This window comes from Bradyrhizobium sp. 179, assembly GCF_023073535.1.
GTDB lineage: Bacteria > Pseudomonadota > Alphaproteobacteria > Rhizobiales > Xanthobacteraceae > Bradyrhizobium.
The window spans coordinates 56,458-70,222 of sequence record NZ_JADPJR010000002.1; the positions used below are offsets into that span (position 1 = coordinate 56,458).

The following is a 13,765-nucleotide window of genomic DNA, read 5'->3' on the forward strand; positions in this document are numbered from 1 at the left end:
GCGCAAGCCCGATTGCCATGCATTCCTCTATGGGTAATGTACGCCAAACGCCTCGCAGGCGTTGGAAGCGGGACTGCCGAGGCAGTTCGTTGAAGGGGCTGAAATGCATTGCTTCGCGTGTCAGTCGACGATTGATCCCGGCGATAGCTGGTGCTCCAAATGCGGAGCGGCGGTGCGCGAGCGTGTTGATCCCGACAGCGAGCGACGCTTTGTGACCATTCTGCGCGCTGACGTCGTCGATTCCACGGGACTTGTTGCCGAGCTGGAGCCCGAGGCGGCGGTGTCGCGTCTCGAACCGGCTCTTGCGGCGATGAGAGGCGCGGTGCGCCAGTTTGGCGGCATCGTCAGTAAAGAGTTGGGCGACGGGTTGGCCGCGGTATTCGGCGCTCCGATCGCCGACGACAACCATGCCCCGCTAGCGTGCCACGCAGCCATCGAACTTGTCCGGCGTGTCGGCAGCCTGGGGGACCCGGGGCTTCAGGTCCGGGTTGGCCTCCACTCAGGCCATGTAGTGGCCTACATGGTCGCCAGCGAATTTTCCAAAGTCTATGAGATCGGCGGAGCCGCCCAGCATCTGGCAGCCCGGCTGGAAGCCGCGGCCGAGGCGAACCAGATCTATGTTTCGCAAGCCTGCCAGGAGCTCGCGGACGGACATGTGCGCTTTGAATTCCTGGGCCGAAAAGCGCTCCGTGGTTTTGGCGAGCCCATGCCCGTGTACCGGATCATGGGCGCGAGCGATCTGTCGAGCTGGCGGGTCCGACGTGCGCGCAGCGTTTCCCGTTTCGTCGACCGCACGACGGAGCGGGCATTGCTATGGCGCGCGACGGAAAGGGTCGCCGCCGGCCGGCAAACGGTTCTGCTGATGGGGGATGCCGGCATTGGTAAGTCGCGGCTCGCACATGAGTTCGCCCAGGACCTTCGAGCCAGCGGCTGGCGGCTGATCGATGCCGAGTGCAGCCCGAATCTCCAGGGCGCTCCGTACAGCGCCCTCAAGCGCTTGTTGCTGTCGGTATTTGATGCAGCTGGGAGGGATCAGACCAGGACGGATAATCCCAGAGGCGCGTTGCCGGTGGTGCAGCAGCGCGCCATCGATGCGGTCCTGGACTTACCGATTTCCGATCCGCAATGGGACGAATTGGAGCCTCACGCCCGCGGCCGCGCGATTTCAGACGCGAGCTGCGCGATCGTCGCGAGCGTCGCCCGTCGCCAACGCACCGTCCTTCTGATCGAAGACCTGCATTGGATCGATCGGGCCAGCGACACGATTGTGGCCACCCTCTCCGGGCTGCAAAGCCCCGATTTGCTTGTGCTGCTGACGACGCGGCCCAACGGAATGCCGGTGTGGATCGCAAATTGTCAGGCGGAGATCGTGGCGATGCGGCCTCTCGACGACGATTCGGGTCTGGCCATGCTCGCGGAGATGCTTGGCCCCGCTACCTCGAATACGGACCTGAAGAATCGGATCATCTCTCACACGGCCAACGTTCCGCTGTTCATCGAGGAGGTCTGCCGCAGTCTGAAGGACAGCGGCCTGCTTCTTGGCCAGTGGGGTGATCTTTCCGTTGTGCGTCCTGTGGACGAGCTCGGCATTCCCAGCAGCATTCAAGGTGTGATCGCGGCACGGCTCGATCGCGTGTCTCGGCAGGAAAGGTCACTTCTTCAGATCGCCGCGGCGCTCGGACGCCGGGCCAACCAAGCCATGTTGCGGAAAGTAGCGGCCCTGCCGGAAAAAGTCCTGCAGGATTGCCTCGCCGCACTCGACCGGGCCGAATTGCTGGTCAAGATCGACAGTGAGTTGGAGGACTCGCTCGAATTTCGGCACGAGATGGTCAGGCAGGTGACCTACGATTCGATGGTCGAGAAGGTGCGCGAAAGCATCCATGCCAGCATACTTGCCGCCCTCGAAGGCGACGAGGCATGGGCCGACGATCCGGATACGCTCTGCTATCACGCGACGCGAGCAACGGACTGGCAGAAGGCGTTCGAGCATGGCAGGAGCGCTGCTCGAAAATGCCTGGTTCGCTCGGCCTATGCCGGCGCGGTCGACTATTTCGAGATTGCGATGGGATCTCTCGACAAGACCCCAATGACGCACGCGCGAGAGGTGGACGCCATTGACATCCGAATGGAAGCACGTCTGGCCTTTGCCGGATCTGGGCGCGTCGCGGAAGCCCTGGATCTGGGAAGGGAGGCCGAACGGCGAGCCGATGCGATCAACGACATTGAGCGCAAGGTCGCGGCCATGACCATGAGGGCGGGCGCACAGAACTTCTATGGAGCGCCGGTCGAAGCTGTCGCGATCGGGGAAGACGTGGTGGATCTGGCCGAAAGCTCGGGCAATCCCGGCTGGCGCAACCTCGCCCAATATGGTCTTGGGCAGGCCTATTTTCTTTCCGGCCGCTACCATCACGCCGAGAAGATGCTGGCCACGGCCCGCGCCCATCTCGCGAGTCCAACAGCGAGTGCTCCGATCGGCACGACCCCACGATCTTTGCTCCTCCTTTGCTGCATGATGAACAGCATCACCCGCACCGTGATGGGCGAGCTCGATGTCGCCGAGCAGCTCCAGCGTGAGGCCGCTGCGATAGCGGGGGAGACGGGTCGTCCCTACGACCGCGTCGCAGCCGCCTATAGCGGCGGCTGGCTGAAGCTGGGGCAGAATGATCCGGCAGCCGCCGCTTCCATCCTTGAGGACGGGTTTGTCCTCGCGCAGAAGCACGGCATCCGGCTGTTCGTGCCGGTGCTCGCCTGCCATCTCGGCATGGCCTATCTGGACCAGGGCCTGTTCGACCGGGCGCGGGGCATGTTGACCGAGGCGCGCGAGGAGGCGAAGGCGGTCGGCTATACCTCGGCGGTGCTGCGCAGCTCGATCTACCTGGCGCTGGCGACCTGGCGCCTCGGCGATGCCGGGACTGCGCAGAACATGCTGCGCGAGGCGCGCAACACGGCGCGCCAGCAGGGGTTTTCGGGCCTCGAGGCCGAGGCCCTGCTTGGCGAAGCCGTGGTGACGCCGGCGTCCAGCGCCGAAGGCAAGGCCGCCGTCCTCGCCGCGCTGCGCGCCAGCATCGCGATCGCCTCCGAGAGCGGCGCGCGGCCGCTCCAGCACAAGGCCGAGGCGATGCTGAACGATATGCTGGCGCGGGGCGACGAGCTGACCTGACCCCGACAGGGTCCGCGACGGCACCGCTGCGGCCGACCTCAGCGTCACTGCGAACGAACTGAGGCCGACCGACGGGTTCTATGCTTGCCGCGAGCCTCACTTCACCAGCGGACAGCCACCGTCCTTCAACGGCCGAAACGCCTGGTCGGTGGGCACCTCGGCGAGCAATTTGTAGTAGTCCCATGGCACCTTCGATTCCTCCGGCTTCTTCACCTGGAACAGGTACATGCTGTGCACCATGCGGCCGTCCTCTCGCAGTACGCCGTTGTCGGTGAAGGCGTCGCGCACCGGCAGCTCGCGCATCTTGGCCATGACCGTCTTGGTGTCCTTCGTGCCCGCGGCCTGCACGGCCTTGAGGTAATGCAGCGTGGCGCTGTAGGTCGCGGCCTGGTTCATCGTCGGCATGCGCTTGACGCGCTCCAGGAAGCGCTTGCCGAAGGCGCGGGTCCTGTCGTTGAGATCCCAGTAATAGGCCTCGGTGACGATCAGCCCCTGCGCGAGTTTGAGCCCAAGGCTGTGCACGTCGGAGATGAACATCACGATCGCAGCCAGGTTCTGGCCGCCGGCGACGATGCCGAACTCGCCGGCCTGCTTGATCGCGTTGATGGTGTCGCCGCCGCCATTGGCGAGCCCGATGATCTTGGCCTTGGAGGCCTGGGCCTGGAGCAGGAATGACGAGAAGTCCGCGGTGTTGAGCGGATGCTTGACGCTGCCGAGCACCTTGCCGCCAGCCGCCCTCACCACTTCGCCGGTGTCGCGCTCGATGGAATGGCCGAACACGTAGTCCGCGGTGAGAAAGAACCAGCTGTCGCCGCCGTTCTTGACGATGGCGCTGCCGACGGTGTGGGCGTTGGAATAGGTGTCGTAAGTCCAGTGAGCGGTGTAAGGCGAGCAGGATTTCCCGGTGATGTCGGAGCTGGCCGCATCGGTTACGATCATGATCTTTTCGTACTGCTTCGACAGCTCCATCACCGCGAGCGCAGTGGCCGAAGTCGGCAGGTCGATGATCATGTCGACGCCCTCGGTCTCCCACCATTTGCGGGCGATGGTGGAGGCAACGTCGGGCTTGTTGAGCACGTCGGCCGAGGCCAGGTCGATCGGCTTGCCGAACATCTGTCCGCCAAAATCCTCGATCGCCATTTTGGTGGCCTCGACGTTCCCCATGCCGCCGATGTCGGAATAGACGGAGGAGAAGTCGGAGAGCACGCCGATCTTGAGCGGTGCCTGCTGGGCAGAAGACGGGCTGGTCGCGAGCACGGCGAGTCCGGCCGCGAAAGCGGCACGCATAATCCGACACATGGCATTTCCTCTGATATTTATAATTGGTGCACCAGCCCAGATTGCCTCTCTGAAGTGCCAATTCTTGCGTAACGGCGCCGCGCTCACCGGCTGAATTGACGCGGGCGATCGCGCCAACTACGGTTTGCGCAAACATGGGAAGCGTGCGCATGCAACCCGCCTGACGACTGTTCGGGCCGGCTCCGCGCAGATCGCAAATCAGGGGACGGAAATGACCAGCGATACCGCAGCCACCATCGCGAAAGCCCGCGAGCATTCCATCGGCGATCTCCTACGTCGGTCGGCAGGCCGCGAGCCGAGCAAGCTCGCGGTGAGCTGCGGCGATGTGAGCTGGAGCTTTGCCGAGATGGACATGATCTGCAACCGGCTCGGCCGCGGCTTGGTCCGTCTCGGCGTCAAAAAAGGCGACCGTCTCGCCGTGCTCTCGCGCAATTCGCACGCCTTCGCGGCGCTTCGCTTTGCCGTGGCACGGATCGGCGCCGTGCTGGTGCCGATCAACTTCATGCTCAATCCGGACGAGATCAACTTCATCCTGAAGAGTTCTGGGGCAAAGCTGCTCGCAACCGGTCCTGATTTCGTCGAGCCAGGGCGCGCGGCCAGCGCCAAGGATTGCGCCGTCGAGAAGATGATCTGGGTGCCGGGCGAGGATCCGGCCACGGCACCTTCGGGCCTCACCACCTTCGATGATATCTTGCATGCCGACGGCTCGTTCCTGGACGCGTCGGTCGACAGCCGCGATCTCGCACAAATCGTCTATACCAGCGGCACGGAATCGCTGCCCAAGGGCGCGATGCTGACCCATGAAGCCGTGATGTGGCAGTATGTTAGCTGCATCATCGACGGCGGCATGAGCGTGGATGACAAGTTCCTGCACGCATTGCCGCTCTATCATTGCGCCCAGCTCGACGTCTTTCTGGGGCCGCAAATCTATCTCGGCGCTTCCGGCGTGATCACGGGCAAGCCGACCGCCGACAACATCCTGGCGCACATCCAGGCGCACAAGATCACCTCGTTCTTCGCGCCGCCGACGATCTGGATCGCGATGCTGCGCTCGCCGAATTTCGACAAGACCGACCTGTCAAGCTTGCAGAAGGGCTATTACGGCGCTTCAATCATGCCGGTGGAGGTGCTGCTCGAACTGCAGCGCCGCCTGCCCAACGTCAGATTCTGGAATTTCTACGGCCAGACCGAGATTGCGCCACTCGCGACCGTGCTGCGACCGGAGGATCAGTTGCGCAAGGCCGGCTCGGCCGGCAAGCCGGTGCTCAACGTCGAGACGCGGGTGGTCAACACTGCCATGGAGGACGTCAAGGTGGGTGAGGTCGGGGAGATCGTGCACCGCTCGCCGCATCTGCTCTCCGGCTATTACAACGATCCGGTGAAGACCGCGGCGGCGTTTTCAGGCGGCTGGTTTCACTCGGGCGATCTCGCGACCGTCGACGACGAGGGCCACATCACCGTGGTCGATCGCGTCAAGGACATGATCAAGACCGGCGGCGAGAACGTCGCAAGCCGCGAGGTCGAGGAAATGGTCTACCGCATCCCCGCTGTGTCCGAGGTCGCCGTCGTCGGCCTGCCCGATCCGCGCTGGATCGAGGCGGTGACCGCGATTATCGTGGTCAAGAACGGCGAGACGCTGGACGAAGAGGCCGTCATCAAGCATTGCGCCGGCCAGATGGCGCATTTCAAGGTGCCCAAGCGCGTCATCTTCGTGGATAGCTTGCCGAAGAATCCGAGCGGCAAACTGCTCAAGCGGGAGCTGCGCCAGCGCTTCGTCGGCGGCGACACGCTCGACAAGGCGATCCAGAAGAATTTTGGAACATGAACGCGCTTTTCGCCTCTCCATGCGTGCCGGGAGAGCTGGAATTTGAGAGAGAATCCCGGGTGAGGGAGCCCCGCGACTCCACGGTCAGCCTTGGAACAACAGCGTTTCCACATCGTCATTGCGGAGATGCGCCCTCAATACTTCTTCACCGTCGCGGCGAACGCCAGCCACAGCGCCATCGAGGCTAGCCCAAAGCTGCCGAGCAGCAGGAACGTCGGGCCGTAGCCGATCCATTGCGCGATCCAGCCACCGAGCGCGGGACTGAAGCTCGCGCCGACGCCCTGCACCGTGATTACCGCGCCTTGGCCTAGATTGATGCGACCGGTTCCGTTAAGCGACCGCGCGACCATGCCGGGGACGGCAACGGTCTGGAGTCCGGTGCCGATGCCGTCGAGCACCTGCATCGGCACGACGCCCCACCATCCCGTGACGAAGAAAGCGAGCACGCCGCGGATGGGCAGGAACATGAAGGAGATGAGGATCACCGGCCAGTAATTGCGCTTGCTCGCGGCCTTCATCGCGATCAGCGAGGTCACGATCATCACGCCCTGCGCGATCACGACAGTGGTCGCGACGAAGCTCGGGCCATTGGCCTGGCCGTCGGCCACTGCCGCAAGTCCATAGAGTGGCACGATCGCGGCATTGCCGAGATGGAAAAGGGCGAGCGCGAGTGCCAACACGAGCAGCGGCTTGTGCTTGAGCAGCATCGTCATCGCATCCGGCGGAGCTTTGGAATCGTCCTCCTTGCTGCCGCGCGCGGCGCGATCGTCGATCGCCTTGGCAGGAATCATCAGCACGCAGGCGATCGCGATCGCGCCGAATATGGCCGCCAGCACGAACACGGCGACATAGCCGAACTTGTAGCCGAGATAGCCCGACAGCGCGGCGCCGACCATGTTGCCGGCGTGGTTGAATGCCTGATTGCGGCCGTTGAGCGCGTTGAAGCCCTTCTGCTTGGCGATGCCGAGCGTGATGCCTGTCACCGCTGGCACGATCGCGGCGCTCGCCAGCGATTGGGCGACCTGGGAAAAGGTGACGGCCCAGAAATTTTGCGAGATCAGGATGATTGCAGATGCCAGCACCACGCAGATGCCGGGGATGACGACCCACATGCGCTTGTTGCGGCTGGAATCGATTAAGCCGCCGATCGGGGTGGTGATCAACATGCCCGCGACGTTGCCGATCGTCAGTGCAGTGCCGATCAATCCACTCGCCCAGCCGCGCTCCTGGAGGAAGACGCCGACGAACGGCCCGATGCCCGACTGCATGTCGGCCATGAAGAAGTTGAGCGCGAATAGGGGCCAGATACGAGACGGTGAAGGGCGCGATGTCATCGAGACGCTGAACGCAATGCTGCCGATCGAATAGGATCTCGCATGAGGCGGAGGGTTCGGGCCCATAGATGCCCGGGCGGACCAGAACCTAACCTGCGCTCGTCGCGTTGGTTCCGATCGCCCTTGCGATCGCAGGACCGCGACGTCATGTCATACTTGCGACTGTCTCAATCAGGATCTCGGCCATGCCACTCTGGACTTGCGAAACCTGCGGCGCGCAATTTCCGGACAGCGGACGTCCGCCCGCATCCTGTCCGATCTGCGAGGACGAACGGCAGTTTGTGGGCTGGAAAGGGCAAAGTTTCCTGACGCGCGAGGCGCTGGCAGAACGCCACGGCGTCGTCTGGCGCGACGATCTCGGCCTGACCGGCCTCTCGCTCGAGCCGAGCTTCGCTATCGGCCAGCGCGCGCTGCTGGTCCCGCTCAGCGGCGGCTGCATGATGTGGGACTGCATACCGCTGGCAACACCAGAGGCGATTGCGCATGTGCGTTCGCTCGGCGAACTGAAGGCGATCGCGATCTCGCATCCGCATTATTATGGCGCGCTCGCCGACTGGAGCGAGGCGTTCGGCGGCGTGCCGGTCTATCTACACGCAGATGATCGCCAATGGGTGACGCGGCCGCATGCATCGATCGTGCACTGGACCGGCGATTACCACCGCATCTCCGACGACGTGCTGCTGCTGCGCACCGGCGGTCATTTCGCCGGTGCCACCGTGTTGCACTGGCGGCATGGTGCGGACGGCAGGGGCGCGCTGCTCACCGGCGATATCGTGCAGGTGACGATGGATCGCCGGTTCGTCAGCTTCATGTATTCCTACCCCAACTACATGCCGCTCAACGCCGCCGCGGTGCGGCGGATCGCATCTGCCGTCGAGCCGCTCGCCTTCGACCGCATCTATGGCGCCTGGTGGGGCCGCAACGTCGCCGCAGGCGCCAAGGCCGCTTTTGCTGCCTCGGTCGCACGCTATCTGGCGGCCATCGCCTGAGTCACATGCCGGTTTGGGAGCGCTTGCCGCGCCAGAATAACTGTACTATAAGTACATTATTGAGTGCGGGCGCGATGGCGCGCTGGTGGATTCGGCATGATCGGTGCATTGCCAAACGCCGCACGCCTTGCGATGCGTGAGCGGGAGTTTGGCCCATGACGGCAGCGAGCGATTACGAGATATTCGAGGCCGGCGACGTCACGCTCCAGTCCGGCACCGTCTTTCCCGGGCTGAAGCTCGCCTACAAGACTTATGGAACGCTGAGCTGGGCCAGGGACAACGTCATCCTCTACCCGACCTCCTTCAGCGCGCAGCACGTCGACACCGAATGGCTGATCGGGCCCGACGGCGTGCTCGATCCAACACGCTACTTCATCATCATACCGAACCTGTTCGGCAACGGCCTGTCCTCATCGCCGTCGAATACCGCCGCGCCGTTCCCGAAGGTCACCTATCACGACGCGATCTCGGTCCAGCACCGGCTGCTCACCGAATGTTTCGGCATCTCGAAGCTCGCGCTGGTCTATGGCTGGTCGATGGGCGGTATGCAGGCCTATCATTGGGTGGCGCTGCACCCTGATATGGTGGAGCGCGCAGCGATCGTCTGCGGCAGCGCGCGCTGCGCGCCCTATAATCATGTCTTTCTGGAAAGCGTGAAGGCCGCCCTGACCGCCGATCCCGCCTTCCGCGATGGCCGCTTCGTCGAGAAGCCCGTCGCCGGCTACCGCGCGATGGGACGTGTCTATGCCGGCTGGGCGATGTCGCACGGCTTCTATCGCGACGAGATTTGGCGCGACGCCGGTTTCACCTCGCTCGAAGATTATCTCGTGCGTGGCTGGGATGCCGCCTTTGCGCGACGCGACGCCAACGATCTCCTGGCGCAGATCGAGATCTGGCAGAATGGCGATGTCAGCCGCTGCGCCGCATTCGGTGGCGATTTCGGCCGCGCGCTCGCCGCGATCAAGGCACATATGTTGCTGATGCCCGGTGCGACCGATCGCTATTTCGACGTCCGCGACAACGAAGATGAGCTCGGCCGGTTGACCAGCGCGAAATCGGCGGTATTGCATCCGATCCCGTCGCTGCACGGCCATCGCGCCGGCAACCCCGTCAACAATCCGCGCGATCAGGCTTTCATCAAGGCCGAGATCGCAGCGCTTCTCAGCAGGTAGGCAGGCATTCGGACATGGCTGACACAACCGTTTCAGATCCCGGCCATCGCTTGAAACCGCTGACACCGGCGATGCTGCGCCAATTGTCGGTCCGCTCCGACCTCAGGGGCGCGGCGCAGAGCCTCGGTCATTATGGCGCGATCGTGCTGGTGGGCATGCTGATTTGGATGGTCGCATCGCGCCATGGCGTGCTCTGGGCGCTGCCGTTGATGGCTGTGCAGGGCTATATCGTTGCCTTCCTGTTCATGGCGGTGCACGAGACAGCGCACAAGACCGCTTTCAAAAGCCGCGGCCTCAATCTCGCTGTTGGCTATCTCTCGGCTTTCATCATCGGATTGCCTTACGAATATTATTGCCTGTTCCACTGGGATCACCACCGCTACACCCAGGATCCGGACAAAGACCCCGAGCTGATCGTCGGCGTGAAGCCGAAATCCGACACCCAGCTCGCGATCGCCTATAGCGGCCTGCTTCAGGTCGCCGGCCGGCTATGGCTGATGCTCGGCCATGCCGTCACCGGCAAGGTCGTCGTGCCCTGGATCCCTGAGAGCAAACGCGCCATCATCGTGGCCGAGGCGCGCGCCTATGTCGCGCTCTACGCGATGTTGCTTGCGCTGTCGCTGTGGCTCTCGTCGGCCATGCTGCTCTGGGTCTGGACCGTCCCGCTCGTGGTCGGGCAGTTGTTCCTGCGGCCCTATCTCTACGCCGAGCATACTGGCTGCGACCGCACCCGCAGCGCCTTCCAGAATACCCGCACGACCTATACCGGCGCGATCGTCAAATGGTTCGCGTGGAATATGCCCTATCATATCGAGCATCACGCCTATCCCTCGATCCCCTTTCATGCGCTGCCGAAGCTGAACGAGATCGTCGATAGCGAGATCGTCCATCGCGGCCGCGGCTACATCAGAACGACGCGCGAGACCTGGGCCTGGTTTCGTCGGCAGCGGCAGCTTGGCTAGCTAGCTCAACGCAAAGGCCCCGATCGCGGAGCGATCGGGGCTCTGTCGACGATGCGAGGTATCAGTAGATCCCGTAGGCGCAGACATTCACGACGCGCACGCGCAGGCCGTGACGGGTCTGGATGAGGCGCTCCTGGTAACAGTTGCTGACGCCGGTGTTGACGTAGACGCCGCCAAAGCCCCAGCCGGGACCCCAATGGTGATGGCCCCAATGGTGATGGAAGCCGCCGGCCGAGGCGGCGGTGGGGGCGAGCGCGGCAACGCCGAGCGAGCCGGCAGCGATCAGACCAAGTGCAAGCTTACGAAACATCTTCATTCTCCATTTGGCGCAGTGCCATTGTTGTGTCCCTGCATCTCGGTCGGACCGAGACGCGAATGCGTTCATGGCGTTGGCTGAGAATCGTGTTTCAGGATTGTTTCGTGCGCCGCGACAATAGTGCCGCCGTCAGGCTTTCCGCGTCACGTGATAGCGTGCGGCCATCGCCTGCGTCAGCTCGATCATCTTGTCGCGGAGATCGGCGGGCTCCAGCACTTCGGCCTCGGGGCCCAACCGCAGCAGTTCGGCCGCGGCATGCCATGACGTCTTGCCGACCGGGACCCTGGCGATGCGCCAGCCGTCTGCGTCGGCGGTAGCTTCAAGCTGCGTGCGTGCCTTGACGTAAGGCTGGCTCAACGCGTCCAGCAGCTTGACGCCGAATGGCGACAGCCGGACGATCGCCACATTGGGGTGCATCTCGGCCTCGAGACGAAGTGTCGCGGCCTGCCAGTAAGAAGCGAGATCGAACCCGGCGGGACGATCGAAGCGATCGTCGAGCGCCGTGCAGTCGAGCACCCGCGCAACGCGGTAGGTGCGCACATTGCCGTCGACTTGCCCTGCGAGATACCAGCTGCCGCCCTTCAGCACGAGGCCGAGCGGAGCGACGCGGCGCTGCTTCTCAGCGCGCCAGCTCTGGTAGCGGATCTTGATCAGCGTCCCGCGCAAAGCTGCGCCAGCGATGGTGCGCAGATGCTTTGGCTCTTCGGCCTCGCCGAACCAGCCCGGCGCGTCCAGGTGAAATCGCTCCTGCATCCGTCCGGCGTCCTCGCGCAGATTCGCGGGCAGCGCCGCCATCAACTTGTTCTGCGCGGCGATCATCGCGGCGTCGAGCCCGAGCGCCGCGGCCGGGCCCGGCAATCCCGCCAGGAACAGCGCGCCTGCCTCGCTTTGCGACAGTCCGTTCAGCCGCACGCGATAGCCGTCGAGCAGGCGATAGCCGCCCTCGGCGCCGCGGTCGGCGTAGACAGGCACGCCGGACGCAGCGAGCGCATCGATGTCGCGATAGATCGTGCGCACCGACACCTCGCAGGCTTCCGCCAGCTCGGGCGCGGTGACCTGCCCCTTGGCCTGGAGGGTGGTGAGGATCGACAACATCCGGCTCGCGCGCATGATCTCCTTAGATCATACCTGACACAAGATGTCAGGTATGCTCCGCTACAAGCTGCACTATAGCCAAAAGGCCAGATGGGAGACCCGCCATGACCGATCCGAACCGCATCACGCTGTATTATTCGCCCCAGAGCCGCGCCACCGGCACGCGGGTGCTGCTGGAGGAGTTGGGTGCCCCCTATGATCTCCATGTCCTCAACATGAAGGCCGGCGAGCAGCGCAAGCCCGCCTATCTCGCCATCAACCCGCTCGGCAAGGTGCCCGCGGTCCGCCACGGCGAGGCGCTTGTGACCGAGCAGGTCGCCATCACCATCTATCTCGCCGATCTCTTCCCGCAGGCGGGGCTGACGCCCGCGTTGAACGATCCGCTGCGCGGGCCCTACCTGCGCTGGATTGCCTATTACGGCTCATCCTTCGAACCGGCCCTCATCGACAAGTTCATGCAGCGCGAGCCGGCGCCGATCACGCAATCGCCCTATGCCGATTACGACACCATGCTGGGCGCCCTCGAGACGCAGCTGGCGAAGGGGCCGTATCTGCTCGGCGAGCGCATGACGGCGGCGGACGTGCTGTGGGGCGTCGCGTTAAGCTGGACCATGATGTTCGGTATCGTGCCGAAGAAGGACGTTTTCGTCCGCTATGCCGAGCGCATGACATCGCGGCCTGCGTTCCAGCGCATCAATGCGGCGGATGAGGAGATGGCCGCGCAGCATGCGGCGGCCGCTGGAGGGTGATGGGTCGCGCGCCCGCGGCGCGCTGGTCGGGACGACGATGCAATATGGGGCGGCATCGTCGGCCACAAGCTCTCAAAACCGCGGCGGCCGCTTCTCCGCGAACGCCTTGATGCCTTCCTTGATCTCGTCGCCGCGCATACTGTCGCGGTGACGCTGGTCGGCGGCGGCTTCGTCCAGCTCCCCGCGGGCGAATTCGTTGATGGCGCGCTTCATGCCGCGCATCGCCTGCGGCGCGTTGCCGGCGAGGATAGTGGCGAGCCTGTCGACCTCCTCGTCCAGGAATTCCAGCGGCTCCATGGCAGTGAGATAGCCGATGCGCAGCATTTCGGGAGCGCTGATCTTCTGCGCGGTCAGAAACAGTTTCTTGGCATTGTCGACGCCGAGCCGGGTCACGTAGCGTTTGATGCCGCTCGGGTAATAATGCAGCCCGAGCCGCGCCGCCGGCATGAACATCTCGGCGGTGTCGACGCCGATGCGGAAATCGCAGGCCAGCGCGAGGTCGGTCGAGCCGCCATAGACGCCGCCGTTGAGCCGGCAGATCGTCGGTACGCCCAAATCCTCGAGCCGATTGACGACCGCCTCGAAAGCCGAGCCCGCGCTCTGCTGCTCCTGGGCGCTGACAGCGCGTTCCGCCACCGAATTGAGATCGTAGCCCGCGGAGAAGGCGCGCCCGGTGCCGGTGAGCACCAGCACGCGGATCTCAGGATCGCTCTCGATTCGGTCGAACAATTTGACCAGTTCGCCAAGATCCTCCGCCTGGAGCCGGTTGAGATGCTTTGGTCTATTGAGGCGGATCGTGGCGCGTGCGCCAGTGATTTCGAGCACGGGGCTGGTCGCGTCGGCTGCGTCCGACATTCTTGTCTC

At 64.0% G+C, this 13,765-nt stretch carries 11 protein-coding genes; 6 read left to right on the forward strand and 5 right to left on the reverse strand.

What is annotated here, in order from left to right; translation table 11 throughout:
* Window positions 1-103: 103 nt before the first annotated feature.
* Complete coding sequence (locus IVB12_RS00335; protein WP_247294512.1) at window positions 104-3,160, forward strand: AAA family ATPase; 3,057 nt, start codon at window positions 104-106, stop codon at window positions 3,158-3,160.
* 96 nt (window positions 3,161-3,256) lie between these two features.
* On the opposite strand, the gene IVB12_RS00340 is transcribed toward IVB12_RS00335, so the two are convergent.
* Entirely contained in the window at window positions 3,257-4,459 is a 1,203-nt protein-coding gene (locus IVB12_RS00340) for an ABC transporter substrate-binding protein (protein WP_247294514.1), read from the reverse strand.
* A gap of 211 nt (window positions 4,460-4,670) precedes the next feature.
* On the opposite strand from IVB12_RS00340, the gene IVB12_RS00345 reads away from it, so the two are divergent.
* A complete protein-coding gene (locus IVB12_RS00345) occupies window positions 4,671-6,284 on the forward strand; it encodes an acyl-CoA synthetase (protein ID WP_247294516.1) in 1,614 nt (537 codons plus the stop codon).
* Window positions 6,285-6,418: 134 nt separating this feature from the next.
* Here IVB12_RS00345 and IVB12_RS00350 read toward each other — a convergent pair whose 3' ends face one another.
* Window positions 6,419-7,618, reverse strand: coding sequence for an MFS transporter (locus IVB12_RS00350; RefSeq protein ID WP_247294518.1), 1,200 nt, complete (start codon window positions 7,616-7,618; stop codon window positions 6,419-6,421).
* 185 nt (window positions 7,619-7,803) lie between these two features.
* Between IVB12_RS00350 and IVB12_RS00355 the strand changes: the two genes are divergently transcribed.
* The 3 genes from IVB12_RS00355 to IVB12_RS00365 all read left to right on the forward strand — a co-directional run bounded on the left by IVB12_RS00355 (window position 7,804) and on the right by IVB12_RS00365 (window position 10,741).
* Window positions 7,804-8,607 (forward strand): MBL fold metallo-hydrolase, encoded by an 804-nt coding sequence (locus IVB12_RS00355; protein WP_247294520.1) that lies wholly within the window; start codon window positions 7,804-7,806, stop codon window positions 8,605-8,607.
* 155 nt (window positions 8,608-8,762) lie between these two features.
* On the forward strand, window positions 8,763-9,779 hold the full coding sequence (locus IVB12_RS00360) for an alpha/beta fold hydrolase (protein WP_247294522.1): 1,017 nt from the start codon (window positions 8,763-8,765) through the stop codon (window positions 9,777-9,779).
* Between the two features lie 14 nt (window positions 9,780-9,793).
* On the forward strand, window positions 9,794-10,741 hold the full coding sequence (locus tag IVB12_RS00365) for a fatty acid desaturase (protein WP_247294524.1): 948 nt from the start codon (window positions 9,794-9,796) through the stop codon (window positions 10,739-10,741).
* Window positions 10,742-10,802: 61 nt separating this feature from the next.
* Here the strand turns inward: IVB12_RS00365 and IVB12_RS00370 are convergent, their stop codons facing one another.
* Together IVB12_RS00370 and IVB12_RS00375 are read right to left on the reverse strand one after the other, a co-directional pair.
* Window positions 10,803-11,051, reverse strand: a complete 249-nt coding sequence (locus tag IVB12_RS00370) for a hypothetical protein (protein WP_247294526.1) — start codon at window positions 11,049-11,051, stop codon at window positions 10,803-10,805.
* A gap of 135 nt (window positions 11,052-11,186) precedes the next feature.
* Window positions 11,187-12,167, reverse strand: a complete 981-nt coding sequence (locus IVB12_RS00375; protein WP_247294528.1) for a YafY family protein — start codon at window positions 12,165-12,167, stop codon at window positions 11,187-11,189.
* A gap of 89 nt (window positions 12,168-12,256) precedes the next feature.
* On the opposite strand from IVB12_RS00375, the gene IVB12_RS00380 reads away from it, so the two are divergent.
* The gene (locus IVB12_RS00380) at window positions 12,257-12,901 is read left to right on the forward strand and encodes a glutathione S-transferase family protein (RefSeq protein ID WP_247294530.1); all 645 of its coding nucleotides are present in this window, start codon (window positions 12,257-12,259) and stop codon (window positions 12,899-12,901) included.
* Window positions 12,902-12,973: 72 nt separating this feature from the next.
* Here IVB12_RS00380 and IVB12_RS00385 read toward each other — a convergent pair whose 3' ends face one another.
* Complete coding sequence (locus IVB12_RS00385) at window positions 12,974-13,756, reverse strand: enoyl-CoA hydratase/isomerase family protein (RefSeq protein ID WP_247294531.1); 783 nt, start codon at window positions 13,754-13,756, stop codon at window positions 12,974-12,976.
* Window positions 13,757-13,765 lie beyond the last annotated feature (9 nt).

Bases quoted from the DNA above. Each gene is read 5' to 3' on its own strand.
- IVB12_RS00340 (WP_247294514.1), bottom strand. From the start codon at position 4,459: ATGTGTCGGATTATGCGTGCCGCTTTCGCGGCCGGACTCGCCGTGCTC.
- IVB12_RS00350 (WP_247294518.1), bottom strand. From the start codon at position 7,618: ATGACATCGCGCCCTTCACCGTCTCGTATCTGGCCCCTATTCGCGCTC.
- IVB12_RS00380 (WP_247294530.1), top strand. From the start codon at position 12,257: ATGACCGATCCGAACCGCATCACGCTGTATTATTCGCCCCAGAGCCGC.
- IVB12_RS00385 (WP_247294531.1), bottom strand. From the start codon at position 13,756: ATGTCGGACGCAGCCGACGCGACCAGCCCCGTGCTCGAAATCACTGGC.
- IVB12_RS00360 (WP_247294522.1), top strand. From the start codon at position 8,763: ATGACGGCAGCGAGCGATTACGAGATATTCGAGGCCGGCGACGTCACG.
- IVB12_RS00375 (WP_247294528.1), bottom strand. From the start codon at position 12,167: ATGCGCGCGAGCCGGATGTTGTCGATCCTCACCACCCTCCAGGCCAAG.
- IVB12_RS00345 (WP_247294516.1), top strand. From the start codon at position 4,671: ATGACCAGCGATACCGCAGCCACCATCGCGAAAGCCCGCGAGCATTCC.
- IVB12_RS00365 (WP_247294524.1), top strand. From the start codon at position 9,794: ATGGCTGACACAACCGTTTCAGATCCCGGCCATCGCTTGAAACCGCTG.
- IVB12_RS00370 (WP_247294526.1), bottom strand. From the start codon at position 11,051: ATGTTTCGTAAGCTTGCACTTGGTCTGATCGCTGCCGGCTCGCTCGGC.
- IVB12_RS00355 (WP_247294520.1), top strand. From the start codon at position 7,804: ATGCCACTCTGGACTTGCGAAACCTGCGGCGCGCAATTTCCGGACAGC.
- IVB12_RS00335 (WP_247294512.1), top strand. From the start codon at position 104: ATGCATTGCTTCGCGTGTCAGTCGACGATTGATCCCGGCGATAGCTGG.